Genomic DNA, 22829 nt, shown 5'->3' on the forward strand with positions numbered 1-22829 from the left:
CGGGGATTTTCTGCTTGAAGAGATGGGAAGTTTGCTGCATGGTGAACATTCTCTTGGATAATATTGCTGTGGGGGGCTTGATGCTACAGAGTTCGTGGTTTTTGCCGTTTTTACTGCTCTTATGCTTTTGGGTTGTTTCCTTGGCTTTTCTTTATAGGATGGCTGCGCGGCGTAAAGTGACAGGGTGGATGTTTTGGTGGTGGATGATATCGTATGGCATTCTTGTTGCCTTCTTCGGTTTTCTTTTCGCTGGTGTGAAGAGAGAGGGTATGAGCGCAGAGTTGTTGTGGAAGGGGGTAGCATTTTCCTGCTTGTTTGGCATTGTCCTTGGTTTGCTGTATGCGGGTGTGAAGAGTATGCCTGCTCTCTGGGGGAGATTCGTGAAAGCAGTGGTGTTTTGCTGCATGGTGGGTGTTTTCCTTCTGCTTGCTTTTGTGGGAGCCAGAAATATTGCTCTCTTAAATGCAATATTCTGGACCGGGTTGGTGTTTGCTCTCCTGTTGAAATTGCTTTTAGTTTTGCTGATACGGGAGAAAGGTAAGGGGTTCGTGCAGAGCTTGTCGTGGCTTGCGGAGTTTGTGCTGTCGTTTTGCTGTTGTGGAACAAACGTGGTGTTTATTACTGGGATCGCGAGGGATATGGGGGGTGCGTGGGGGGTGCTTTTGAAGGGAATAGCCTTTCTTTGCATTACTGGAGTCATTTTGTACTTTGCTCTTGTGGGAGTGAAAAGTAGGGAGTTTATGTGGGGGGGATCTTTGAAGCTAATATCGCTTCTTATTGTGTTGGATATGCCTTTGGCTTGGCTGATATGGAAGCTGGGTATGTGGAGGGGGGATGGTGTATCTATCTTGAAACACTTGGTGTTTTGCAACATTGTTGGAGTCTTGTTGGGTTGTGCTGTTGTGGGAGCGAAGAGTAAGGGGCTCGCGTGGCTGTGGTTTTCAAAGGATTGGGTATTTTACTCCATTTGTGGATTTCTTTCCCTTTTTCTTTATGAGGGAGCAAGGTGTGCTCTTGTGGTGGGCGAGGCATTCTGGCGCTAGGGGGTGTTTTGCTCCATTGTCCGTGTTATCTGTGGCTGAGAGAGTGCTTTTCGCTTTGAGAGGGAGCAGCTGTCTGCGTTGATAGCACGGGGATTTTCTGCTTGAAGAGATGGGAAGTTTGCTGCATGGTGAACATTCTCTTGGATAATATTGCTGTGGGGGGCTTGATGCTACAGAGTTCGTGGTTTTTGCCGTTTTTACTGCTCTTATGCTTTTGGGTTGTTTCCTTGGCTTTTCTTTATAGGGTGGCTGCGTGCCGTGGGGTGATGGGTTTGATGTTTTGGCGGTGGGTGATGATTTATGGCATTCTTGCCGCCTACTTGGGTTTTGTTTGTGCTGGTGTGGGTTGTGGAGCTGTGAGCGCACAGTTGTTGTGCAAGGGGGCAGTATTTTCCTGCTTGTTTGGCATTGTCCTTGGTTTGCTGCATGGGGGCGTAAAGAGTCTGCCTGCCGCGTGGGGGCTGGTTGTGCAGGCATTGGCATTTTGTTGCTTTTCCGGCGTTATCCTTCTGATTGCTTTTGAAGGAGTTATGCATATTGGTATCATGAGGGGGATATTCTTGAAAGGGTTGGTATTTGCTCTCCTGTTGAAATTGCTCGTGGCTTTGCTGATGCGGGAGGGTGATGATGCAGTCTTGCAGAGGTCGTTGCGTGTTTTGAATTGTCTGCTGGTTGGTTGCATTTGGGGATGTGCCTTGATGTTTGTTGCTGCAGGAGTCGAGCACTTGGGGTGGAGTTGGCTTTGGTTCTCGAATGTGTTTGTATTGATTGGTATCAATGGATTTTTCTCTCCTTTTCTTTATCAGGGAGCAAGATGTGCTCTTGTGGTGGGGGAGGCGTTTTTTAAGAGAGTGGGCTTGATGGGACGCTCCAGATAACGCCGTGGCGTTGCGTGGTGTTCACAAGAACAGCGATAGCGATAGGTTTTTTTGTCAAACCAAAGACCTATTTTGCCTTCAAAATCACCGGAACGTTGTTTGGCAATATTCATAATAACGCTTGGGCGTTTTTCTAAATCTGCTTTTTCTTGTGTGAGAGAGGCTGCAAAAATTTTGTCTTCTAAGGATCTATTGCGCCAAATGGTGATGATGTTAAAAGCATTGGCACCAATCTCTGAGGCGCCTTTAATATCTTCTGTGCCTGGGATATCTTTATCGAGCCCTCCTTTGCGGGCATGGGCAACAAGATGAATGTGCACATTGTTTAAAACAGCCCAATCAACCATTTTATAAACCGCTTGTTCTTGACCGGCATAGTCATCTGAGGCAATGCCAAGCCGCATGAGACTGTCGATGATAAATTGATCGCAGCCATAACGCGCGCGGCAATAGTCAAAGACATTGAGCAGGGTGTCGACGTTCGATTTGCCCACATGTTCATAAAGAATAAGCCCATCATCCAAAAATTGGAGAACCCGTTCAATCATTTCTCTTGTGGGTTGTTCTAAGCCGCCGGTTTGTTTGGTTAAACGGCGTAGAGATTGTGCGCCTTTCATTTCTAGAGAGGCTAAGCAAAGACGGCTGTTTTGCGAAATCCAATGGGGAATGCAGTCTGATAACAATTGGCTTTTTCCTGCTCCACTGGCTCCACTCCAGAGCGTTAATTCTGCGGGGCGAAAATGCAATTTGCCATTCAGTTTGGGATAGGGAAGCGTATAACCAATATGTTGTTCGGGTTCTGGCCAAAACAGTCCTATGACTTGCTCTTTATAGTCTGAGGCGTGCCGTAAACCTTCTGGCGCAAAGCTTTTTGCTGCGGCAAAGGCTGCTCTTATGGTGGCGGCATCAATCCCTGCGGTGAGACAGTCATTGGCATCTTTGCGTGGTAAGCGTACACGGTAGCAGCGGTGACGACCAAGCCTGCTGGCAATCTCATGGGCTGCTTCTTCGCCAGGTTTATCCATATCGGTGGCTAAAAAAATGGTTTCAAAGGATTCTAAATGGTCAAATTCATTTTCAATCCAGTTTTGTTTGCCTCCACTGCCTCCTCCAAACGGTACCGAGACCGCGGGATATCCATAGGCGGCAAGTGAGAGTGCATCAATTTCTCCTTCCGTGATAACAAGAATTCTATTGGTGGTGGTCTGATTGGCGCTCCCATGGCTGGAAGAAAAAGCTTGGTTTAGCGACAAGGAGTCAGAGGTGAGGGCATTGTCTGGGGCGCAGGTGGCAGCCCTAGTGGTGGAGGTGTGCTTTGTGAGCGAAGAGCTTGTGGTGGTGTGGTGTGTGTCTTCCTGTACATTTGTAGAGGTGCTGAGGCTTATGGGCGAATGGTGAAAGCTTTGCGTGTCTGCTGGTGGATTAGGATTTTGGCTGCCTTTGTAGAGCGTGTGGTTTGTGGAAACGGTGTCGCCCGTGGTGGAAGAGGTAAGGCTTTGGCGATGGATTTCCGTCTTGAGAGTGTGGTTGGTACGAGAGGTGTTGTTCGTGGGGATGTGGCTCTCCTGCATGTCTGTGGAGTTATTGAGGCTCGTGATGGAGATGGTTGTGCCTTCCAGTACCGGTATGGGGGGGCTAAGGTTTATGGGTGAAGGATGAGAGTTTTGTGTGTTTGTTGGTGAGGGATGATTTTGGCTGTCTTTGTGGGGCGTATTGTCTATGGGGTAAAGTGCTTGCCAGCCAAATAAAATCGCTTCACATTGAGCCGCTGTTGGTTTGGTTTTTGCTCCTGCTTGTGCTAACCGTTCTTTCACTAAGGCAAGGGTGCCATCGGGCTTATAAAAGGGGAAAATGATTTTTTCACCATCTTCTCCTATGCGGTAGCGCTTTAAAATCTCTAGGGGAATACCGCGTTCTTTGTTGAGGTAAGTTTTGACTAAATTTTCTGGTGTGCCGCATGGAGGAGCCGGTGGACGACGATAGGAACGATGCGGTGCCATAAAAGGTTTGGGACGCGTAAGGTTGAGAAAGGCGCGGGCTTCTTCTAACGCTTGCGAAAGACTTAGTCCTTTGACTTCACACCAAAGATCTAACAAATCTCCTCCCTTGCCTTCTGCAAAATCATACCAAAGACCGGCTTTACTACCGCTTAAGCACACCGATAAACTTTGACCAGCCTCACCACGGGTGTTGCCTATAATCCAATCATTGCCTCGTCTGTGCCCTTTTGGGAGAAGCATTTCTGCTACCACTCCTGCTTGTGTGTTAAGCTGCTGTTTGATGTCAAAAATTGTGCTCATATCGATATCTGTGGTTGTTGATAGGTTTTAAGGGTGCCGTTTCCTCTTGTTTTGTGGACTCTGTGTGAGAAGAAAAAAGGGCAAGGGTTTCTTGATGTTCTTTTATCTGCCTGTTCTTTTGGCAAAAGCTGTTGCTTCATGGGGGCAGTTCACTTTTCAGCATTTCTTTGCCACTTTTGGCATGCCACGGGTTATGAATTTTTCTCCTATGCGAGAGCGCTTTAAAATCTCAAGAGGGATGTGGCGTTTTTGCCATTGGGCTTATTTCTGCTTTTAATCCTTGCAAAATTGCGGCACCAATCTCTGTTTGCCAATCGCTTGGAAGATATCGTCGGTATAATCATGGGAATTTGTTTGCGCGTGTTGAAGCCAATGTTTGTGGAAGAGGGTATGTGGCATGGTGGAGGTGTGGTTTGTCACCTGTAGAATTGTTGAGGCTTGCTGGGGCATGATGAGAGCTTTGCGTGTTTGTTTGTATACCAAGGCTTTGGTTGTGCATGTTGGGATTATGGCTTGTGAGAGAGAAGGTATTGCTCGTGGTGATATGCTCTTCCTGTAAGCGTGAGGTTTGGGAATGCTGAGAGATTTGCTTGTCTGCTGGGGGGGTAGGATTTTGGCTGTCTTTTTGGAGCGCGTGGTTTGTGGGAACGGTGTCGCCCGTGGAAGAGGCAAGGTTTTGGCGATGGTTTTCCGTATGGGGAATGTGGTTGGCGCGTGAGGCGTTGTCCGTGGCAGTGTCTTTCTGCACGTGTGTGAGGGTGTTGAAGTTTGCTGGTGGGGCAAGGCTTTGAGTTTTTCCGCTGGTGTTGAGGATGTGCGTTGTGGTGAAAAGTGCATCGCCTGTTGGGGAGATGGTATGACTGTGCGTGTTTGGAGTATGATCCCTGAGAAAGGGGGTATTGCCTTCCTGTATGGGTGTTGGGGTTGGGAGGTTTGTGGTGGAGATGGTGTGGTTTGTCTCCTCCTGCATACCTGTAGAGTTGTTGAGATTTGTTGGGGCATGATGAGAGCTTTGCGTGTTTGTTGGTATGCCAAGGCTTTGGTTGCGCATGTGGGAGATGGGCTTTATGGGCATGGTGGGGGCATGGTTTCTATTTGTTTGCAAGTTTGTAGGGTGGTTGAGGTTTTCTGGTGTGTGTCTAGAGATTTGCTTGTTTGCCAGTGGGGTATGATTTTGGATGCTTGTGTTTGTGGTGTGTTGTGTGGAAGAGGGACATTGCTCATGTGGGCAGGCTCCTTCTGCAAGTGTATGGGGTTAAGCTTTGCTGCTCAATGACTTGGTACGTCTGATGGTAGCGTGGCAAAATTCTCTGTTGCATCTTGGTTGGTGAGGTGGGAAAAAAATGCACTCAAGAGAGGTGAAAAACAGAGGTTATAGGTCGTCTCCCGTTTGCTCTCCTCTTCCAAAAGCAAAAAAATTGTTTAAAAATTATGCTCATGTTCGTTGGCCGAGTAGTTGATAAGACTGCGGTAAAGGACTTCATTTTCTTTTTCCTTATTTGGCTGTGATGGGCGGCTTTGAGAAGAAAAAAGGGCAAGCCTTTCCTGATGTGCTTTTATCCGTTCAATCTCGCGGCGAAACCAGTTGCGCCATGTGGCTTGCCAATCCACTTTAAGCGCGTCTTTGCCGCTTTTGGCATGCCAATAATCGCGAAATTTCTTTTCTTGCCAGCGCGCTTGCTCTTCACTCAAACCTTCTAAAATTGCCGCTTCAATGTCTGCTTGCCAATCACTGGGAAGACGATGCCCTTTGGGAAGCGCTGTGCGTCTTTTGGCTTTGCTGCGTGCCTCGCTGATGCGAGGTGAGGAAATGGAGTTTGGCGTGGTGGAGGTGGGGTCTAGGGGGGCGTTGCCTTTGGTGGTGTGCTCTTCTTGCAAGTTTGTGGAGGTGAAGCTTGCTGTGGTGTGTGGAGAGATTTGCCTGTCTGCCGCTGAGGTAAGGTTTTGGCTGCTTGTGTCGGTGGCTGGAATTGTGGAAGAGGGGGTGGTGGAAGAGGCAAGCCTTTGGGGATGGCTGTCCGTATTGGGAGTGTGGTTCGTGCGTGGGGTGTTGTTTGTGGAGGTGTGGCTCTTTTGCATGCCTGTGGAGTTGTTGAGGCTCGTGGCGGAGATGGTTGTACCTTCCTGTACACCTGTGAGGTTTTCGAGGCTTGTTGGTGGCGCGCTTTGTATGCCTGCCTGTAGGGTATGATTTGGGGCGCCTGTGTCGGTGGCTTGAATGGCACAAGATGGCGTGTTGCTCGTGGTGGTGTGTTCTTCTTGTAAGTTTGTGGAGGTGAGTCTTGCTGTGGTGTGTGGAGAGATTTGCCTGTCTGCCGCTGAAGAAAGGTTTTGGCTGCTTGTGTCGAATATGGGCGTTGGAGTGGAAAATACATCCCCTGTTGTGGAGGTGGTGAGGTTCTCCTGTAAGAGTGGGGTGTCAGGGCTTATTGGGGGCGTGCTTTGTATGCCTGCCTGTAGAGGGGAAAAATTCTCCGTTGCATCTTGCGACTTGAGAGGAGGAAAAATTGCGCTCGATATCGACGCACAACTGAGCCTGCTCCATGAGCTTTCCTCTGATCTCTCCTCTTTTCGCGTGGTCAACAAAAATTTCTTTTCTAAAACACCGTCAGGTGTTTCCTTTTCTTCTCTATTCTGAGCTTCTGAATTTTGTTCATCATCTCTTGTACAACTTTTCTGCAGATGTGCAATCTCAGCATTGATTTTCTTGCGTTTTTTTGCCGAGCAATGTCCCGCAAAGGATTTTTGTTCAAGCAATTTTGCCCGCTCTTGAAAAACAGTCTCACAACGCTTGTTCCATAAACCATTCGCTAAGTTTAAAATCTTTCCCTCTTCTATCAGCATTTCTAAAACATTCACAAAAGTTCGCTTGTCACAGCCGCAAAGACGCGCTAAACGTTCTACCGATAACTCTAGAGGACGACCGCGGGCATACATTTCGTTAAGAAGAATTGTATAAATTCCAATTTCGTGGGCTCGCATGCCACGTACCCCCCCTAGAAAATCATTCTGATACCAACAAACATAAGGAAGTCTAGACGATTCATAATGAGGAGTTTCTTGGTGATGGGCATCTTTCATGCTTCAATCTCCTTGCTGCTTTTGTCATGTTGCTCTTCTTAATCAAACTGGAAATAGTCTGTTTATGCATCTATGGGATTTTTATCTGTTTGTTGGTATCCGATTAAAATGTTTATGTTTGAGTCGAAGGAGTGCAGTTTTATTGTGGTCTGTCTCGCTTGATGGCGCTGCTTTAGGAGTTCCTTGATGACGTCTAAAAGAATTGCGCCTGCGCTCAATCTCCTGCAACTTGACCGTGTGAAGTTGCATAGATGGCAAAGGATAAATAAGACAATATTTCTCGATAAATGGGCTTGTGGGGGCGCCTTTTTCTATCCTGTGGGGTGATAAAGTGCTCTTTCGACCCGAAAATGAATTTTATCTCCCCTTCAATAAAATTTTTCCTTAATTTTATCCTTTTTAGAGGATAATGCAAGCTCGTTTTACAAAAAGGACGTGTTTTTTAAAAAGAACGCGCTATATGGTGAGACTATGAATATCGATGGTTGGCGGCAGAGATTAAGTGCTGTACTTGAAAAAAGTGGACGCTCAAAAAGATCAATTTCCCTCGCAGCCGGTAAAGGGGCTGGATATCTCCACTCAATCCTCATTGAGGGAAAAGAACCAACAATCGAATCTCTCTCGCGAATTTGTCACGAAATTAATATCAGTATGAATTATATCCTCTATGGTCAGGGCGCAAGTTCTGAAGATAAAGAATTTATCGAGCTTATTTCAAAGCTTTCCCCTGAGGAGAGACAGGCAATTTTGACTCTTTTGCGTCGACCAAATGCCGGAGCATCAAAATAAGCTCTTTCTGTGTCTTTGTATCAAGATTGCGCCAGTATTGGATCAATTCTAAATCACTCATTTTTAGCTCTCCTGTCTGTTGATAATGGAATTTGGTAAGAACAAATAGAGAACGGTACAAGGACAACAGCGAGGACAACAGCGAGGACAACAGCGGCGATATCAGCTGGGAAAGAGACAATAAGTGGTGGTCGTGTTTGTCCTTTGAACCTCGTAAAAATGAAAATATATCTTTTATTAAGGATAAAATAGTTTGACATATCCCCCATAGAGGATATAAGGGTAACGCTATATACAGCTTTGTCAAGACAAAGCTGTGCTTTATCAACTATCGAAAGGGGGGAAATTATGAAAAATGTTCCATTCGTTAAAGAGGATGAAATACTCATTATTCTTTGTGAAGATGAAAAGGGGGATGCTTATGAAGGGCCGTTCGAGCAAAGCGAAGAAGTGCTCGAAATTCTGGAAGAATATGAAACGGTTCACAGAGTCTTGCGTCTTGATCTTACCACACTGCATGCCGAAGATGTCAGTGAACAACTGGCCGATATCTATGTTATCAATCATGAAATTGACGAACAAAATAGTCCAATTCAGCCTTTCATTCTTAATAGTGAGGCTTATCATATTTTTCTCAATGAAAATGCTGCGCGTGATTATGAAGATAATCTCTATGGTTCTTATGAAAAACAGCATCGCTTGCGTCCCTGTGATGTCTTGAACGATTACTGGTGGTAAGAAACCATGGCGAGTTATCTTAAAACTTTTTATCGGGGCTTTCCACTTTATTACGCTGGAAATACCCAAAATATCATCAGGCTTGAACCACAAAAACATAATGCTGTCCTTTTTATATCACAAAAGGCTGCTGCGTGTGTGGCAAAAAATTTGGCAGAAAAATATTGTCGAGATGATTTTTGTATCGTGCAACAGCATGATTGAGATAGGCAGCCAATAAAAAAGACACAGCCTTTAAGCGTTTTTTCAACGAAAACTTTGCTTTGAAGCATCCCAATGCTCCAGGGCTGTGTCGTCGCTGTTGGGGACAAGGGGCTGTCGTGTGGGAGGCTGTCGTGTGGGAGAAAGGTAGCAGCGAGATTTGCCTATGTAGTTTTTTGGCTAAGTGTTTTGGAGCGATGCTGAGGGGATCTGCTTGTCTCGCGGAGGTTCTGTTTTGAGCCATGAGGAGAAGGTTCGAGGAGCATATGGGGGCAAGGCGTGCAAAGGTGAGGCTGGGCAGGGGAATAGAGAGGTATGGGCGCCCATATTTTAAGCCTATCATGTCGCGTGGTAAGTTTTTGCTGAGGATGGTGACTGCGCGCGCCGCATCAGTTTTTGTCTCGCGGCTGTTGGGAGGTAAGGAGCCTTGCTGTGATGTTTTGTGGGGGAGAGTGGGCGTCTAGAGTGGAGGTGTTTGCAAATGTGAGGGTGCTTTATCAAAAAATTGCTCAAAGTCAATGTTTGTAAAAAAGGGACTTAAAAAGGGGGAGAATACTATGCCAATAATTGTCGATTGTATTCAGGGAACAGCACAATGGCAGCAGGCGCGCAATGGGTTAATCACGGCTTCTTTGTTTGAAATGGTGATGGCACAAAAAAAACAGGGGCAAAAAACTTCACGCTATCAATCCGTTATGATGAAACTTGCGGGAGAAAGAATTACTGGAAAAACCGTCGAGGAGGGAACTACGCTCTCTATGCGACGCGGTACAGAATTAGAACCAAATGCTCGCAAGCTTTATGCAACACTCACCCATACAAAGCCTGAATGTGTTGGATTTGTTCTCGCCGATGATCGTATGAAAGGCTTTTCTCCCGATGCTTTCGTGGGAACAAATGGAGTGTTGGAAATTAAAACAAAAAAACCCGAAATCCTTATTCCTCATTTCTACCAAAGGGGCTTTCCAGAAGAACATAAAGCACAGTGTCAGGGAGGATTATGGATTGCGCAACGGGAATGGGTAGATTTAATGCTCTATTGGCCCGATATGCCACCTCTCATTAAGCGTGCTTATCGGGATGAGGTATATATTCGCAAGCTGGAAAGTGAAATTCGCCGTTTTAATGAAGCTTTGGAGATGATGGTCCAGCACATTCAGTCTGCCGCAACAAGGGTGTCAGAATGGGAAATAGCCGCATTGCATCACGGTAAGGAGGATGGAAGCTGCGGAAGGGGAGATAAGGGAAAAAGCGAGGCTGTGCACATATAGTGTAAAGTAAGAAAGACTGGAGTTCCTGTTGGCAATGCTGAGGGGATCTGCTTGTCTCGCGGAGGTTCTGTTTTGAGCCATGAGGAGAAGGTTCGAGGAGCATATGGGGGCAAGGCGTGCAAAGGTGAGGCTGGGCTGGGGAATAGAGAGGTATGGGCGCCCATATTTTAAGCCTATCATGTCGCGTGGTAAGTTTTTACTGAGGATGGTGACTGCGCGCGCCGCATCAGTTTTGTCTCGCGGCTATTGGGAGGTAAGGAGCTGATGTGATGTTTTGTGGGGGAGAATGGGCGTATGGGAGAAGGTGATAGGAAATGTTGGATGGGGACTTACCAATATGAGCAAGGCTTGGGGTGGGGCTTTTGAGGGAAAAGTTTTGCGCGCTATTGAGGGGAGAATGCCTGCTTGAGGGACGCCTATAGAGGATATGCTTGGTTCTAGAGATGTTTCGCGAAGTCGCACCGTGGAGAATGGGCCGTGGGGCAGAAGAAAATCGGTTTAACTTTGGCAATATGAAAAATTGCCTCAACAAAGACATCAAAAAATAGAATCACATGATGCGTTGAAACTCCTAAGGCTCAAAAACTGTGCTGTTTATAACGGTGCTTTTGGGGATAGAGAGAAGAATATTGTGCATAATGCAACTGTATGGTAACTGTATGGTGCTGCGAGAGAGGATTGAACTCTCGACCTCTCCCTTACCAAGGGAGTGCTCTACCACTGAGCTACCGCAGCCCTTTGCAATCTTCGCGCTGTCTTGTGCCATATTGTTATAAAATAGGCAAGAGAACATTTCTATATTCTTGAAAGAAAACATTTCTTGTGTCATGACAATATATTTCTTATAGAAAAGTCATGAGTTGCTTGTATAGAAGCTCAACACTGTTCAAAATATTGCGCAATGGTACAAATGCATCAAAAACAAGAAGAAATAAATGAAAAAGATAAAAAAGAAAAAAAACGCCAAGAAAGATTGGCTCAACAATTGCGTCAAAACCTAAAACGCCGAAAAGAGCAAAGTCGAAAAAGAGCACAAACAGAGCTATAAAAATGCCTCTTGACGCGCCTTTGCAACCAAACCTCTCAATGATTCGTTCTAATATTTGAGATGTCTGATAAGATCATCGGTTTCGTTGTGAAATCATCATAAAATAACTTCTCAAGGGGGTAAAACCTTTGGAAGGGGAAACACAAAGGGAAAAAGGGAAAAAACTATGGACGCTATTCAAATTGTTGGCGGAAAAAAACTTAAAGGGACTATTCCTATCTCAGGGGCAAAAAATGCTGCATTGCCTTTGATGATTGCTTCTCTGCTTACTGAAGAAACCCTCACTCTAGAAAATATTCCCCATCTGGCCGATGTCGAATTGCTTATTCGTATTCTGAATAATCATGGTGTTGGCTATGCTGTCGATGGACAAGATGCCAAAAGGGATTATATCGATTCAAGAACGATCCATTTTACCGCGCAAAAAATAGCAACAACGCGGGCTCCATACGAATTGGTGAAAAAAATGCGGGCAAGCTTTTGGGTGATCGGTCCTCTGCTGGCGCGGTGTAAAGAAGCTTGTGTTTCTCTGCCTGGCGGATGTGCTATCGGGACAAGACCCGTCGATTTTATTCTCGAGGGACTCAAAACTCTGGGAGCCCATATTGCTATCGAAAATGGTTATGTCCATGCTAAAGCGCCAAGGAGATTACAAGGGGCTCACTACTGTTTTCCTAAGGTCACTGTTGGGGGAACGCATGTGATGCTTATGGCTGCAACAATGGCAAAGGGAAAAACAACACTCGAAAATGCTGCTTGTGAACCAGAAGTCGCAAATCTTATTCGTACCCTCAACGCAATGGGTGCAAAAATTCTCGGTGAGGGAACCCCAACACTCACTATCGAGGGTGTTAAAAAACTCCACGGTGCAAGAGTACGTGTCATTGCTGATCGAATCGAAGCGGGAACATATGCTATGGCTGTGGCTATGACAGGGGGCGATGTGTTTCTTAAAAATGCCAACCCTAATCATCTCACCCAAGTGCTTGGCGTTCTCCAAAAAACTGGACTCGATATTCAAATAGAACCACAAGGAATTCACGTTAAACGAGACCCACGGCACACAAAAATAACCCCCGTTGATATCAAAACTGGTCCTTATCCTGCTTTCCCAACCGATCTCCAAGCTCAGTTCATGGCTCTCATGACAAGAGCTCAGGGAATGGCCCATATTACCGAAACAATTTTCGAAAATCGTTTTATGCATGTTCAGGAACTCAACCGTTTGGGCGCTCAGATAAAACTTCATGGGCAGACTGCAACCGTTTATGGAACAGAAAACCTGCAAGGCGCACCTGTAATGGCGACCGATTTGCGCGCTTCTGTCTCTCTGGTTATTGCTGCTTTGGCAGCAAAGGGAGAAACAATTGTCAACCGCGTCTACCATCTTGATCGCGGATTTGAGAGACTGGAAGAAAAATTAGCCCAATGTGGTGCTACCATTCAACGCATCACAGTTTAAGACCCTGCCGAAGATATGTCACGTATTTGAATGCTCACTGCTCTTATAGAAGGGTCTCCTCTTTAAAGGGGATTTTGGGAGCGCTTTTTTGTGACTATTTGCGGGTGCGCCTGAGGGACCATTTCAATGGCGGCTCATTTGGGGGCGAAGTTTCTGGGTACGAAGGTGCTTGGAGGCGCGCGATAGGCTTATGGGGCATGTGTTCTTTTCTGCCTTCTTTCGAGCACGCTTTAAAAAATATTCGCTGGTTAATTTTGCCTAGCAGTTTTCTCTAAGGGATTGGGTGGATCTGTGAGATTTTGAGTGACTATCTCTTGGAGGGGAAAGCTCTTTTGGGGAAGTGTTTTCGGGCTTCTTTCTTTAAGGGGATTTCTGGAGACTCTTTTTTGTGCATATTTGCGGGTGATGACTGAGGAATCATTTCGCTGGTAGTTTTTGTTTAGCATTATTTTGGGGTAACTTCTTTGAGAGTGTGGGCGATGTGGGGATTTTGCTGTTTTGCTCTTGGGGGTATTAGAGAAGGCTCTTTTTTGCAGATTTTGGAGACCGATCTTGGAGATGAAGCTGTTGTGAGACCAAATGCTTTGAGACGAAGTTTCTTGGGAGTGAGGCTTCTTTGGGACGAAGGTTTCTAAAGGGAGGGAAAGCAAAGAAGCTTAAAAGCACAGGGTGCAAAATGAACAAAGAGTATTACCAAAAATCTGGAACTTCAGGTTTTAAAAGAGGACCAATCCGCACTGCCGAAACCTTTTCTGCTAAACCCGTGTGGTTTGAAAGTTCAACGGCTAAACCGCAAAGAGTGGCAGGACCGCTCGCTGGTTCAAAACGATCTTGCTTTTGCTTATAAAGAAAGCGGTGTAAAGGCTCTTCCTTCTCCATTCCTATCGAGGAATTATAATCTCCGCACATTCCAGCATCCGATAAATAAGCACTGCCACCTTCTAATATCTGGGCATCAGCCGTGGGAACATGGGTATGCGTTCCTACAATAACACTGACACGACCATCAAGAAAATGCCCAAAACATTGCTTTTCACTGGTGGTTTCAGCGTGAAAGTCAAAAATAATCGCATCTGCTTGGTCCATCAAAGAGCAAGCAAACAAAATCTTTTCAGCTGTTTCAAAGGGATCATGCACCTGACACGGCATAAAAACACTGCCCAATAGATTGGCAACAAGCACACGTGCTCCATTCTTGGCGGTAAAAATACCAGCGCCTCTTCCAGGAGATTCCTCTATAAAATTCGCAGGACGCAAAAAACGATCACTCTCATGCGCATAGTGTAATGTTTCGTGGCACGAAAAAGCATGGTTGCCTGTTGTCACAACGTCAACTCCCGCCATGAGAAGGTCTTGATAAGTCTCTTGCCTAAGACCAAAACCATCAGAGGCATTTTCGCCATTCACCACAACAAAATCAAGCTGCCACTTTTTGATCAATTGTGGAAGCTGTTCAAAAACAGCCTGACAGCCCGTTGTCCCGACAATGTCACCCAAAAATAAAAAACGCATAGGCGTTTTAATCACATTTTAGCCTTTTAATAAACCTTTTTCTGTAAAAATTCCCTCCACAACAAGGTCATGCTCTTCTGGGGAAATGGATTCAACTTCTTGACATGAAAAACCTAAACCTAATAGCTTAACTTGATGCCCTTGTTTTTTCAAGACTTCAACGGCACGATCATAATATCCCCCTCCATAGCCAAGACGGTGACAGTGATTATCAAACGCAGAAAGGGGAACAAGAATAAGGTTTGGAACAATAACAGCATTTTCTCTTCCTGGACCCAAAGTGTCAAAGCGCATCGGCTCTAATATGGTATTTTGGGAATAAGCACGAAATTCCATCGTGGTGGAATCAAGGACTGCTGGTAATGCTAAACTGCCACCACGCAATGCTATCGCATCAAGTAAAGGACGAGGATCAATTTCCGATTTGATTGGCCAATAGCCTGCCAAAATCAGGCGCGAAAAATCTTCTCCCTGTTCTTCAAGATGGTTAAGCACATGGGTGCAGGCTTGCTGCGAAAAAGTCGCGCGGGTTTGTGCGCAAAGCGCAGCGCGCTTCGATAAACCCATTTTGCGGAGTTGCGCACGAATGAATGCTGAAGATTGTAAGGGATGGATGCTTTGTGTCATTCTTGTGTCAATTATTCTATCAGGGTATTCTATCTAGGGCAGAGGCAACAAAATAAAGTTCTCTCATCCCCCAAATGCCCCATGAAATTTTAAAAACATACTATAATAATTTGTTTCATGGGAAAAAGAGCTAAACAATTTATTATAGATGCAAAAAGGTTATTTTATGGACGCAAAAAGGGTGATCCACAACAACCGATGGAAAAAGTTGACCCCGGGAACCTAAAAAATAGGTGGGCGCCATATGAAAAAGCCCACGGGCTTTATCAGGGACAGCTCCCTTGGAGATCACTAAGGTCTCAGGAATACGTTATTTCCTGTCGAGAAGTGCAGAACACCCCCTTCACTATAAAACAGTTTGAGATCTTCTGCTAGATATAAAATGATTTCTATGCAATCTCTTTGGAAAGGGATGCGTTGGGTGTGAGGAATGTGGTGGATGCGCAGAATGTGTTGAGTGTGGTGGATGTTGGGGGATGCTTTGTCGTTTGTATGATGCCTTCAAGTTTAGGCGATGCACTGTCAATGATGCACTTTAAGTTCTGAAATATGTTGGAGGTCAAACAGGGGGTGTGCAGTGATGCGATGAAAGAAAAAGCCTCGCTTTGAAGCTTCAATGGAGGAGCCGCACTTTCATGAATGGGAAGACGTCTTAAAGGGGTTGTGGTGTTTGTTCATCTAAAAGTTTTTCAACGCGTTCTTGAAGTCTTTGCATTTGTGGATAATATTCGAGTGCTTTTTCATAAGCTTTTATGGCAAGTTTGGGACGTTCTGTTGCTTCCATGGTTACTCCAAGTTCAAAAAATGCCATGTAATTGCGCGGTTCAAGGTCTAGTGCATGGTGCAGGTCAAGCATGGCGAGTTTGAAATCGCTTAGTTGAATATGAATCCAAGCACGCCTTATCCAAGCTTCGGCATAGTTCGGTAAAAGTGCAAGTGCATTGTCAATATAATCAAGAGCAAGACCATAATCGTCGGCATTGATAGCATTTTCAGCCCATGACATTAAAAGATCAATCGTCTCACTTCCCGATTGCGACCATAAATGTTGAAGTTGCCTACTGAGCTTTTTGGCTTCACTCACATTTGCACAAAACTTCAACTCTTTAAGAAGACGTAAAACTTCCGCTTCTTTGCGCTGTATTTCTCTCTCTGCGCGAGAGGGGAGATTCGTGTCAAATTCTTCAAGGAGAGTGGCTGACGAATCAGAATTAGGGACTGTGGATGCTGAAGGAGGAGAATCTGGTATAAGATCTTCTAGCGGTAAAAGCATTTGTGGAGAGGAATCTTCTTCAGGAAGAGAAGGAGGATTTTGCCCATAGCCAACGGAAAGAAAACAAAAGTTGACGACAAAAATGAAAAAAAAACGCTGGGAAATGTAAAAAAATCGCAAACCTAGAGCTTTTAAAAAGATCAAAAAAACCATCAAAACAAGCCCTCAAACGATACATTACTCAATAATGAATCTATAACATCAAACAATGGACTTGTAAGCCAAATTTTCAAGAGGAAAAAAGGTTTTATGCCTACAAAAAGCAGGCATAAAACCATTAACCTTGGCGTGCTCTAAAACGTGGGTTCGTTTTATTGAGGATATAAACACGGCCTTTGCGACGCACCAAACGATTGTTACGGTGGCGCTCCCTTAATGCTTTAAGTGAATTTTTAATTTTCATCATACTCACCGTTTATAGAGACCTCTGCAATGCATGACTCTTAATATTACAACATCAATACTACAGTATATGACCCTATACTCTAAGATGGTGCCTTCACCAACATTTAATGTTGCGTGCACACCATTGCATCACAGAATACACTTTTCACTGTGTCCACAAAAGAAAAACGCACCTTTAAAATAAAGGTACGCATTAACACATTTCATTCACACAACGAATAAGTGAAATTGCAAAAAATATACAGCGCTTCTAACAAGAAATCTTCTTCTTGTCAAGGGAGGATCATTCTTCATGCTCTGAAAGAGAAGAGCAAAACAGTGAAAAAAATTTTAAAGCTTCTGGTGTTTGCTGCTCTGAGGCAAGCATACGAGTGCTTTGGGGTGCCTTTTGTTCAGATTTGCAGGCTAGCTTGTTCGTGGAATGATCGCTCTCATTTTGCGTGATGGTTGAGTAGAGCTTTTTTTCATGCTTGAGGTTTCAGGAGAGTGCTTTGTAGCTTTTATGGTAGAGTGTTGGGGGAGCTATGATGGGGATATGCTGGGGGAGTGCTTAGATGTCTGTTGGGGTATGGGAAAGAGCTGTTAATCCACTCTTTATTGTAGAGCGTTGGTGCAGATGTGTGGCTCAAGCGCAGAGCAGCTATGCCGCTAGCAGATGCGTTTTGAGGAGCTTTGCGAATGAAAAACTGTAAAATATTGCTCAAAGTTCAAAGATTTTCATCAGATGGTGCTCATTTATCAGTTGGTGTTCGAATTATTTATCGATATCCGATTGAATGAAAGGTTTAAAAGCTTTTCTCCCTCTTAAAATTTTTTGGGACAGCTTATAAAATCATTTTTATTGCCAATTTCACGAAATTACTTTACTATCATGCCTTGTGAGTTTGGTCGTATACGCGACGATCAATAGGGAACTGAAAGCCCGAACACTCGATACATAAGATTAACCTACTTTGTGGGTATCCCGGGATTCCGGGAGATTTTGCTATGTCCAAGTGTGTCTGCGCACTAAAGGCAAAATGCTGATTCGAGTGTCAGTGCTTTCAGGCTCCCGGAATACCAATGCGAGGGCGCTCGCAACCGGTGGAGGGGAAAGCCAAGTGAAAAATCCACATATTAATGATATTTCTGTAGGCAAAAAAATCCGTTGCAGAAGAAGGATGATGGGGCTTTCGCAAAAAGCATTGGGGCACCATTTGGGAGTCAGTTTCCAACAAATCCAAAAGTACGAAAAAGGGGTTAATCGTGTGGGGGCTGGACGTTTGCAGGAAATTGCCAACATATTGGATGTTCCAATTCACTTTTTTTATATGGATATTGCAACAAAAGAAACGCTCTCACAGCAGAGTTATGCAGAAATCTTTAGCGAAAAAGAAACTTTGCTTGTAAAAAACTTTAGAGAGCTTAAGCCCCAAAAACAAAAAGCTCTTTTGTGGTTGATTTCTGATTAGAATAAATCACTTTTTAAGACATAAAAAAATCTTTTCATCTTTATTGCCAATTTCCTGAAATTACTTTACTAATGAGGTGATTTTGGTCGTCTACGCAGCGACCAATAGGGAAAACAAGCCCTAAGTTCAGTATATAAAAATTGATACCACTTTGCTGGTATCTCCCGGATTCCGGGAGTTTTTGCTATGTCCAGGTGCTTTTCAGCACTAAAAGCAAAAAACTGACTGAACTCAGTACTTGTTACTCCCGGAATACCAATGCGAGGGCGCTCGCAGCCGGTGGAGGGGAAAGCCAAGTGAAAAATCCACATATTAATGATATTTCTGTAGGCAAAAAAATCCGTTGCAGAAGAAGGATGATGGGGCTTTCGCAAAAAGCATTGGGGCACCATTTGGGAGTCAGTTTCCAACAAATCCAAAAGTACGAAAAAGGGATTAATCGTGTGGGCGCTGGACGTTTGCAGGAAATTGCCAACATATTGGATGTTCCAATTCACTTTTTTTATACGGATGTTGCAACAAAAGAAACGCTCTCACAGCAGAGTTATGCAGAAATCTTTAGCGAAAAAGAAACTTTGCTTGTAAAAAACTTTCGAGAGCTTAAGCCCAAAAAACAAAAAGCTCTTTTGTGGTTGATTTCTGATTAGAATAAATCACTTTTTAAGACATAAAAAAATCTTTTCATCTTTATTGCCAATTTCCTGAAATTACTTTACTAATGAGGTGATTTTGGTCGTCTACGCAGCGATCAATAGGGATTCAAAAACCCGAAAGTTCAGTATATAAAAATTGATACCACTTTGCTGGTATCTCCCGGATTCCGGGAGTTTTTGCCATGTCCAGGTGCTTTCCAGCACTAAAAGCAAAAAAACTGACTGAACTCAGTATTTTGACTCCCGGAATACCAATGCGAGGGCGCTCGCAACCGGTGGAGGGGAAAGCCAAGTGAAAAATCCACATATTAATGATATTTCTGTAGGCAAAAAAATCCGTTGCAGAAGAAGGATGATGGGGCTTTCGCAAAAAGCATTGGGGCACCATTTGGGAGTCAGTTTCCAACAAATCCAAAAGTACGAAAAAGGGGTTAATCGTGTGGGGGCTGGACGTTTGCAGGAAATTGCCAACATATTGGATGTTCCAATTCACTTTTTTTATACGGATGTTACAACAAAAGAAACGCTCTCACAGCAGAGTTATGCAGAAATCTTTAGCGAAAAAGAAACTTTGCTTGTAAAAAACTTTCGAGAGCTTAAGCCCAAAAAACAAAAAGCTCTTTTGTGGTTGATTTCTGATTAGAATAAATCACTTTCCTTTTCTATTATCGTTATGCATTGTGGGTGAAAAGCTTTAAAATAACAGCAAATCTCCAAGATTTTCATCAGACAGTATTGATTGCTCAGTAGTTCTCGAATTCTTTTATCATTATCCGATAGGAGGAGAGAGTTATGGGATTTCGTATTTTAATGCTTCACTTTCCCATCAACATGATCCGATCTTGTGAGGCTGTTATTTTCAAGAGATGCATGACATGTTACCGCTTTGTTGTGCAATCAAGTTTTTTACGTCTCATGTTTTGATGCTCTTGTTGTAGACTTAAAAGAGCAGGGGTTCTACGCCTGCGGTAGGTGTATTAGGGAAGTTTGCAGATTTGCTGTTTTACAGATTTGCGACCTTGTAGATTTAGAGATTTGCGATTTTGTGGGCATGGCTCTTCTCAAATGATGTAGGGGAATAGGGAGGAGATGAGATATGAAGTGTTGTGGGGCATTGCTGCTTTATTATGGTTTTGTGTCAATATTGAAATGCGTCAAAATGTATATCTGTAAAAGAGTAAAGAATTTATACATTATGCCTGCTTTTGGAGCTGCTCAGAGTGCATTGTTGTGTGGGGCGTTGTGAGAAAAAGTGCCGATTTGTGGGGGAGGACTTACAAGGTGTTTGAGGAATGGGGAAGGAGGCTTTGACATAGGGTGAAATTGGCTCTTTGCGGGGCGTTTCGAGCTTTGGTTCAATTACAGAGTTGTTATGATTGGGATAGGTATGTCTTTGGGGAGATTTACGGATTTGTAGATTTACGATTTTATAGATTTACGATTTTATAGATTTACGAGGCACCAAATCATGTGTGGAAGAATGAAGAGGGAGTATGCGTGGAGCGTTTTTGTGCGGGGTGAAGCTTGTTCTTTGCGGGGCGTGGCGGAGTTGTATGCTAGCCAAGAGTTATCGTGCATAGGGGTAGGTGCGTTTGGGAAAGGTTTGCAGATTTGCGATTTTACGGTTGCGACGCTTCTCAAATAATGAAGGGAGTATGAGAGTGTTTTGTTAAGCCATTCATTAAGATTTGCGGGCTAGCTTGTTCGTGGAATGATGTGTCCCATTTTGCGTGATGGTTGAACAGAGCTTTTTTCATGCTTGAGGCTTCAGGAGAGTGCCTTCATGGTTTTTATGGTAGAGTGTTGGGGGAGTTATGGGGATGTGGTGGAGGTATAAGGAAGAGCTGTCAATTCGCTCTTTATTGCGGTGGGAGGGGTTGTTCTTAAGAAAACTGTTATCATGCATATGGGCTGTGGGGAGGTTTGAAGAGTTGTGCGGGACTTACAGGGGAAGAGCTTTGTAGTATATTGGTGGGTGAGAAGAGAGTTGTCATTTTCGGGCGGGGCTTTTCTCAAAGGATGGAGAAAGTATGAGAGCGTTTTTTGCAGTCTCTTCTTAAGATTTTGTGGCTGGACCCGTTAATTGAATAATGTGGCCCATTTTGCGGAGTGGTTGAACAGAACTTTTGCCATATAAATGGACCGATGTATGCTCTTGCTTGAGAAAATATTTGAATTCACTCAGATTATTGCCAAGAAGGTTGATCATTTGGCAATTGCTGTGGCGATGCGTGCTCCCTAAAGGAAGACCGCAAATGGCACGGATATGCTGTTCAAATTGGGACGTTATGCATGCCTTCTGCGTCCAATGACCAGAATTGTGAACACGAGGGGCCAATTCATTCACTAAAAGACGCCCATCTATCAGAACAAAAAATTCAATGCAAAGAACGCCAACATAATTTAAGGCATCCATCACTCTTACACTGATTTCTTGTGCTCTCTGTTGCACCTCAAGCGGAACATGCGAGGGCACAAAGGATTTATGGAGAATGCCGTTTTTATGCTGATTTTCAGGGCAATCATAAAAAATATGTTCTCCTTGTTTGCTGCGCGCTGAGAGTACCGAAATTTCCGATAAAAAAGGAACAATTTCTTCTAAAATTAAGGGCTGTTCTCGAAAAGTCGTGAAAGCTTCTTCAAGGGCTTGCTCATGGGGATGATCGAGCATGATCTGGTTTTTGCCATCATAACCAAAACGACGTGTCTTCAAAAGACCACGTTCACCTAATGCTGAGAGGCTTGAAAGCAGAGAAGGATAATCATCAACAGTATACCACAATGCTGTGCTAATGCCTTGATCACGCAAAAATTGCTTCTCAAAAAGCCGATCTTGCGTAATCTCCAATGCTTTGGAGGAGGGATAAACATTCTTAGCTTGCTCTACATATTGAACCGTTGAAAGCGAAAGATTCTCAAACTCATAGGTCACAACATCACACAGAGAAATAAAATGATCTAGTGCCGATTTATCATCATAAGAGGCAACAATATGCTCGTTTGCTGTTTGCGCTGCTGGACAATTCGCTTCAGGGCAAAAAACCACCGTGCGAAATCCTAGTTCTGCTGCTGCTATGGCAAGCATGCGCGCCAATTGTCCACCGCCTATTAAACCAATTGTGCTTCCAGAAGGTAACATGGTGGATGTACTTTTAAGTTTGCGAAATGAACTGAGAGCGGTAGGTATGCCGACCGTGGGGGTGCTGGGTGTGGAGGAGGTGTTGGCTGGAGAGGTGTTGGTTGCGGGTGTTCTCGGTATGGAGGGCGTACTGGGTATGGCGGGTGCGTTGGGTATGGAGGGTATGCTGGGTAAGGAGGGCGTGCTGGGTATGGCGGGTGCGTTGGGTATGGAGGGTATGCTGGGTAAAGAGGGCGTGTTGAGTAAGGAGGGCGTGCTGGGTATGGAGGGCATGCTGGGTATGGAGGGCGTGTTAGAAAATGATGTCATTTTAAGCCTCAGTTACCGGAGTTTGTGCAACACTTTCTGTTTGTTTTTGGCGCCAATCTTCTAGCCGTTGTGCGAGGTTATCATCGTAAATTGCCAGCACTGCGGCTGCTAAAAGTGCTGCGTTAATTGCACCTGCTTTACCAATGGCTAAGGTCCCAACCGGTATGCCTGCTGGCATTTGCACAATGGAAAGCAGAGAATCTTGACCAGATAAAGACTGTGAATGCACGGGAACGCCAAAAACAGGAAGAGGGGTGAGGGCTGCAAGCATGCCTGGAAGATGGGCTGCCCCTCCCGCGCCGGCAAGCAAAACTTTAAAACCTGCTGCTTTGGCTTCTTTGGCAAATTGATAGAGCCGTTCAGGGGTTCTGTGTGCCGAAACAATATGGGAACTATGAGAAATGCCAAGGCATGTTAAAATATCCGCACTATGACACATGGTTTGCCAATCCGATTGGCTGCCCATTAAAATCGCTACATCACATGATTTTTCACTCATTTTACATCCTTTACAAGTGGTTAAGGCGATTCTTTCCCTTTCATTCTTGTAAGAGTTTTACCTGCTCTTTGCAAAGTTAATTGATGAGAGAGTAACAGTTTTTCAAGAAAAATTGAGCGAAAAATACAGATTTTACAGGAAAGCTCTTTA

General features: G+C 44.5%; 24 protein-coding genes, 1 tRNA gene, 1 other RNA gene and 2 pseudogenes. 17 read left to right on the plus strand and 11 right to left on the minus strand.

Annotated elements, in window-relative coordinates:
* A partial coding sequence (locus PVV64_RS06895; protein WP_273760375.1) for a hypothetical protein occupies positions 1 to 1043 on the plus strand: 1043 nt, incomplete at its 5' end.
* A gap of 125 nt (positions 1044 to 1168) precedes the next feature.
* Positions 1169 to 1921 carry a hypothetical protein gene (locus PVV64_RS06900; RefSeq protein ID WP_273760376.1) on the plus strand — a complete coding sequence of 251 codons (753 nt, stop codon included), beginning with the start codon at positions 1169 to 1171 and terminating at the stop codon, positions 1919 to 1921.
* Here PVV64_RS06900 and PVV64_RS06905 read toward each other — a convergent pair.
* Positions 1846 to 4221 (minus strand): toprim domain-containing protein, encoded by a 2376-nt coding sequence (locus PVV64_RS06905; RefSeq protein WP_273760377.1) that lies wholly within the window; start codon positions 4219 to 4221, stop codon positions 1846 to 1848. The genes PVV64_RS06900 and PVV64_RS06905 overlap by 76 nt on opposite strands.
* Positions 4222 to 4618: 397 nt before the next feature.
* On the opposite strand from PVV64_RS06905, the gene PVV64_RS06910 reads away from it, so the two are divergent.
* Both PVV64_RS06910 and PVV64_RS06915 read left to right on the plus strand, forming a co-directional pair.
* Complete coding sequence (locus PVV64_RS06910) at positions 4619 to 4780, plus strand: hypothetical protein (protein WP_273760378.1); 162 nt, start codon at positions 4619 to 4621, stop codon at positions 4778 to 4780.
* 189 nt (positions 4781 to 4969) lie between these two features.
* Positions 4970 to 5497, plus strand: coding sequence for a hypothetical protein (locus PVV64_RS06915; RefSeq protein ID WP_273760379.1), 528 nt, complete (start codon positions 4970 to 4972; stop codon positions 5495 to 5497).
* A 146-nt stretch (positions 5498 to 5643) separates the two neighbouring features.
* Here PVV64_RS06915 and PVV64_RS06920 read toward each other — a convergent pair.
* Positions 5644 to 5976 (minus strand): annotated as a pseudogene (locus PVV64_RS06920) (hypothetical protein); the annotation flags it as partial.
* 828 nt (positions 5977 to 6804) lie between these two features.
* Positions 6805 to 7302: pseudogene (locus PVV64_RS06925) on the minus strand (YdaU family protein); the annotation flags it as partial.
* Positions 7303 to 7488: 186 nt separating this feature from the next.
* Between PVV64_RS06925 and PVV64_RS06930 the strand changes: the two are divergent.
* The 6 genes from PVV64_RS06930 (at position 7489) to PVV64_RS06955 (ending at position 10710) form a co-directional block, all read left to right on the plus strand.
* Complete coding sequence (locus PVV64_RS06930) at positions 7489 to 7629, plus strand: hypothetical protein (RefSeq protein WP_273760380.1); 141 nt, start codon at positions 7489 to 7491, stop codon at positions 7627 to 7629.
* Between the two features lie 144 nt (positions 7630 to 7773).
* Positions 7774 to 8091: an XRE family transcriptional regulator gene (locus PVV64_RS06935; RefSeq protein ID WP_273760381.1), complete on the plus strand. Its 318-nt coding sequence runs from the start codon at positions 7774 to 7776 to the stop codon at positions 8089 to 8091.
* Positions 8092 to 8439: 348 nt separating this feature from the next.
* Positions 8440 to 8829, plus strand: coding sequence for a hypothetical protein (locus PVV64_RS06940; protein WP_273760382.1), 390 nt, complete (start codon positions 8440 to 8442; stop codon positions 8827 to 8829).
* A gap of 6 nt (positions 8830 to 8835) precedes the next feature.
* Positions 8836 to 9033, plus strand: coding sequence for a hypothetical protein (locus tag PVV64_RS06945; protein WP_273760383.1), 198 nt, complete (start codon positions 8836 to 8838; stop codon positions 9031 to 9033).
* Positions 9034 to 9587: 554 nt separating this feature from the next.
* A complete protein-coding gene (locus PVV64_RS06950) occupies positions 9588 to 10301 on the plus strand; it encodes a lambda exonuclease family protein (RefSeq protein ID WP_273760384.1) in 714 nt (237 codons plus the stop codon).
* 274 nt (positions 10302 to 10575) lie between these two features.
* Positions 10576 to 10710, plus strand: coding sequence for a hypothetical protein (locus PVV64_RS06955; protein ID WP_273760385.1), 135 nt, complete (start codon positions 10576 to 10578; stop codon positions 10708 to 10710).
* A gap of 251 nt (positions 10711 to 10961) precedes the next feature.
* Here the strand turns inward: PVV64_RS06955 and PVV64_RS06960 are convergent.
* Positions 10962 to 11036, minus strand: a tRNA-Thr gene (locus PVV64_RS06960).
* 175 nt (positions 11037 to 11211) lie between these two features.
* Between PVV64_RS06960 and PVV64_RS06965 the strand changes: the two genes are divergently transcribed.
* On the plus strand, positions 11212 to 11349 hold the full coding sequence (locus PVV64_RS06965; protein WP_273760441.1) for a hypothetical protein: 138 nt from the start codon (positions 11212 to 11214) through the stop codon (positions 11347 to 11349).
* Positions 11350 to 11515: 166 nt separating this feature from the next.
* Positions 11516 to 12811, plus strand: a complete 1296-nt coding sequence (gene murA, locus PVV64_RS06970; protein WP_273760386.1) for a UDP-N-acetylglucosamine 1-carboxyvinyltransferase — start codon at positions 11516 to 11518, stop codon at positions 12809 to 12811.
* 690 nt (positions 12812 to 13501) lie between these two features.
* Here the strand turns inward: murA and PVV64_RS06975 are convergent.
* The 5 genes from PVV64_RS06975 to ykgO all read right to left on the minus strand — a co-directional run bounded on the left by PVV64_RS06975 (position 13502) and on the right by ykgO (position 16626).
* A complete protein-coding gene (locus tag PVV64_RS06975) occupies positions 13502 to 14323 on the minus strand; it encodes a TIGR00282 family metallophosphoesterase (RefSeq protein ID WP_273760435.1) in 822 nt (273 codons plus the stop codon).
* A gap of 18 nt (positions 14324 to 14341) precedes the next feature.
* Positions 14342 to 14950 (minus strand): 5-formyltetrahydrofolate cyclo-ligase, encoded by a 609-nt coding sequence (locus PVV64_RS06980; protein ID WP_273760387.1) that lies wholly within the window; start codon positions 14948 to 14950, stop codon positions 14342 to 14344.
* Between the two features lie 179 nt (positions 14951 to 15129).
* Positions 15130 to 15289, minus strand: a non-coding RNA gene (ssrS, locus tag PVV64_RS06985) — 6S RNA.
* Between the two features lie 313 nt (positions 15290 to 15602).
* On the minus strand, positions 15603 to 16376 hold the full coding sequence (locus tag PVV64_RS06990) for a M48 family metallopeptidase (RefSeq protein WP_273760388.1): 774 nt from the start codon (positions 16374 to 16376) through the stop codon (positions 15603 to 15605).
* A gap of 124 nt (positions 16377 to 16500) precedes the next feature.
* On the minus strand, positions 16501 to 16626 hold the full coding sequence (ykgO, locus tag PVV64_RS06995; protein WP_011181208.1) for a type B 50S ribosomal protein L36: 126 nt from the start codon (positions 16624 to 16626) through the stop codon (positions 16501 to 16503).
* A 1021-nt stretch (positions 16627 to 17647) separates the two neighbouring features.
* Between ykgO and PVV64_RS07000 the strand changes: the two genes are divergently transcribed.
* The 4 genes from PVV64_RS07000 to PVV64_RS07015 all read left to right on the plus strand — a co-directional run bounded on the left by PVV64_RS07000 (position 17648) and on the right by PVV64_RS07015 (position 20377).
* On the plus strand, positions 17648 to 18079 hold the full coding sequence (locus PVV64_RS07000; RefSeq protein WP_273760389.1) for a helix-turn-helix domain-containing protein: 432 nt from the start codon (positions 17648 to 17650) through the stop codon (positions 18077 to 18079).
* Between the two features lie 296 nt (positions 18080 to 18375).
* The gene (locus tag PVV64_RS07005) at positions 18376 to 18726 is read left to right on the plus strand and encodes a helix-turn-helix transcriptional regulator (RefSeq protein ID WP_273760390.1); all 351 of its coding nucleotides are present in this window, start codon (positions 18376 to 18378) and stop codon (positions 18724 to 18726) included.
* A 298-nt stretch (positions 18727 to 19024) separates the two neighbouring features.
* Positions 19025 to 19375, plus strand: coding sequence for a helix-turn-helix transcriptional regulator (locus PVV64_RS07010; protein ID WP_273760391.1), 351 nt, complete (start codon positions 19025 to 19027; stop codon positions 19373 to 19375).
* A gap of 825 nt (positions 19376 to 20200) precedes the next feature.
* Positions 20201 to 20377 (plus strand): hypothetical protein, encoded by a 177-nt coding sequence (locus tag PVV64_RS07015; RefSeq protein ID WP_273760392.1) that lies wholly within the window; start codon positions 20201 to 20203, stop codon positions 20375 to 20377.
* Positions 20378 to 20788: 411 nt separating this feature from the next.
* Here the strand turns inward: PVV64_RS07015 and PVV64_RS07020 are convergent, their stop codons facing one another.
* Positions 20789 to 21919 (minus strand): 5-(carboxyamino)imidazole ribonucleotide synthase, encoded by a 1131-nt coding sequence (locus PVV64_RS07020; protein WP_404978422.1) that lies wholly within the window; start codon positions 21917 to 21919, stop codon positions 20789 to 20791.
* Between PVV64_RS07020 and PVV64_RS07025 the strand changes: the two genes are divergently transcribed.
* On the plus strand, positions 21870 to 22244 hold the full coding sequence (locus PVV64_RS07025; protein WP_273760394.1) for a hypothetical protein: 375 nt from the start codon (positions 21870 to 21872) through the stop codon (positions 22242 to 22244). The two genes, PVV64_RS07020 and PVV64_RS07025, sit on opposite strands and share 50 nt — an antisense overlap.
* Here the strand turns inward: PVV64_RS07025 and purE are convergent.
* The gene (purE, locus tag PVV64_RS07030) at positions 22182 to 22679 is read right to left on the minus strand and encodes a 5-(carboxyamino)imidazole ribonucleotide mutase (protein ID WP_273760395.1); all 498 of its coding nucleotides are present in this window, start codon (positions 22677 to 22679) and stop codon (positions 22182 to 22184) included. The two genes, PVV64_RS07025 and purE, sit on opposite strands and share 63 nt — an antisense overlap.
* Positions 22680 to 22829 lie beyond the last annotated feature (150 nt).

The organism is Bartonella sp. ML70XJBT.G, from assembly GCF_028618575.1.
Lineage (GTDB): Bacteria > Pseudomonadota > Alphaproteobacteria > Rhizobiales > Rhizobiaceae > Bartonella.

Coding starts and splice junctions, on each gene's coding strand:
- PVV64_RS06900 (WP_273760376.1), top strand. CDS start 1,169: ATGGTGAACATTCTCTTGGATAATATTGCTGTGGGGGGCTTGATGCTA.
- PVV64_RS06905 (WP_273760377.1), bottom strand. CDS start 4,221: ATGAGCACAATTTTTGACATCAAACAGCAGCTTAACACACAAGCAGGA.
- PVV64_RS06910 (WP_273760378.1), top strand. CDS start 4,619: ATGGTGGAGGTGTGGTTTGTCACCTGTAGAATTGTTGAGGCTTGCTGG.
- PVV64_RS06930 (WP_273760380.1), top strand. CDS start 7,489: ATGACGTCTAAAAGAATTGCGCCTGCGCTCAATCTCCTGCAACTTGAC.
- PVV64_RS06935 (WP_273760381.1), top strand. CDS start 7,774: ATGAATATCGATGGTTGGCGGCAGAGATTAAGTGCTGTACTTGAAAAA.
- PVV64_RS06940 (WP_273760382.1), top strand. CDS start 8,440: ATGAAAAATGTTCCATTCGTTAAAGAGGATGAAATACTCATTATTCTT.
- PVV64_RS06945 (WP_273760383.1), top strand. CDS start 8,836: ATGGCGAGTTATCTTAAAACTTTTTATCGGGGCTTTCCACTTTATTAC.
- PVV64_RS06950 (WP_273760384.1), top strand. CDS start 9,588: ATGCCAATAATTGTCGATTGTATTCAGGGAACAGCACAATGGCAGCAG.
- PVV64_RS06965 (WP_273760441.1), top strand. CDS start 11,212: ATGCATCAAAAACAAGAAGAAATAAATGAAAAAGATAAAAAAGAAAAA.
- murA (WP_273760386.1), top strand. CDS start 11,516: ATGGACGCTATTCAAATTGTTGGCGGAAAAAAACTTAAAGGGACTATT.
- PVV64_RS06975 (WP_273760435.1), bottom strand. CDS start 14,323: ATGCGTTTTTTATTTTTGGGTGACATTGTCGGGACAACGGGCTGTCAG.
- PVV64_RS06980 (WP_273760387.1), bottom strand. CDS start 14,950: ATGACACAAAGCATCCATCCCTTACAATCTTCAGCATTCATTCGTGCG.
- PVV64_RS06990 (WP_273760388.1), bottom strand. CDS start 16,376: ATGGTTTTTTTGATCTTTTTAAAAGCTCTAGGTTTGCGATTTTTTTAC.
- ykgO (WP_011181208.1), bottom strand. CDS start 16,626: ATGAAAATTAAAAATTCACTTAAAGCATTAAGGGAGCGCCACCGTAAC.
- PVV64_RS07000 (WP_273760389.1), top strand. CDS start 17,648: ATGCTGATTCGAGTGTCAGTGCTTTCAGGCTCCCGGAATACCAATGCG.
- PVV64_RS07015 (WP_273760392.1), top strand. CDS start 20,201: ATGTGTGGAAGAATGAAGAGGGAGTATGCGTGGAGCGTTTTTGTGCGG.
- PVV64_RS07025 (WP_273760394.1), top strand. CDS start 21,870: ATGGTGGATGTACTTTTAAGTTTGCGAAATGAACTGAGAGCGGTAGGT.
- purE (WP_273760395.1), bottom strand. CDS start 22,679: ATGAGTGAAAAATCATGTGATGTAGCGATTTTAATGGGCAGCCAATCG.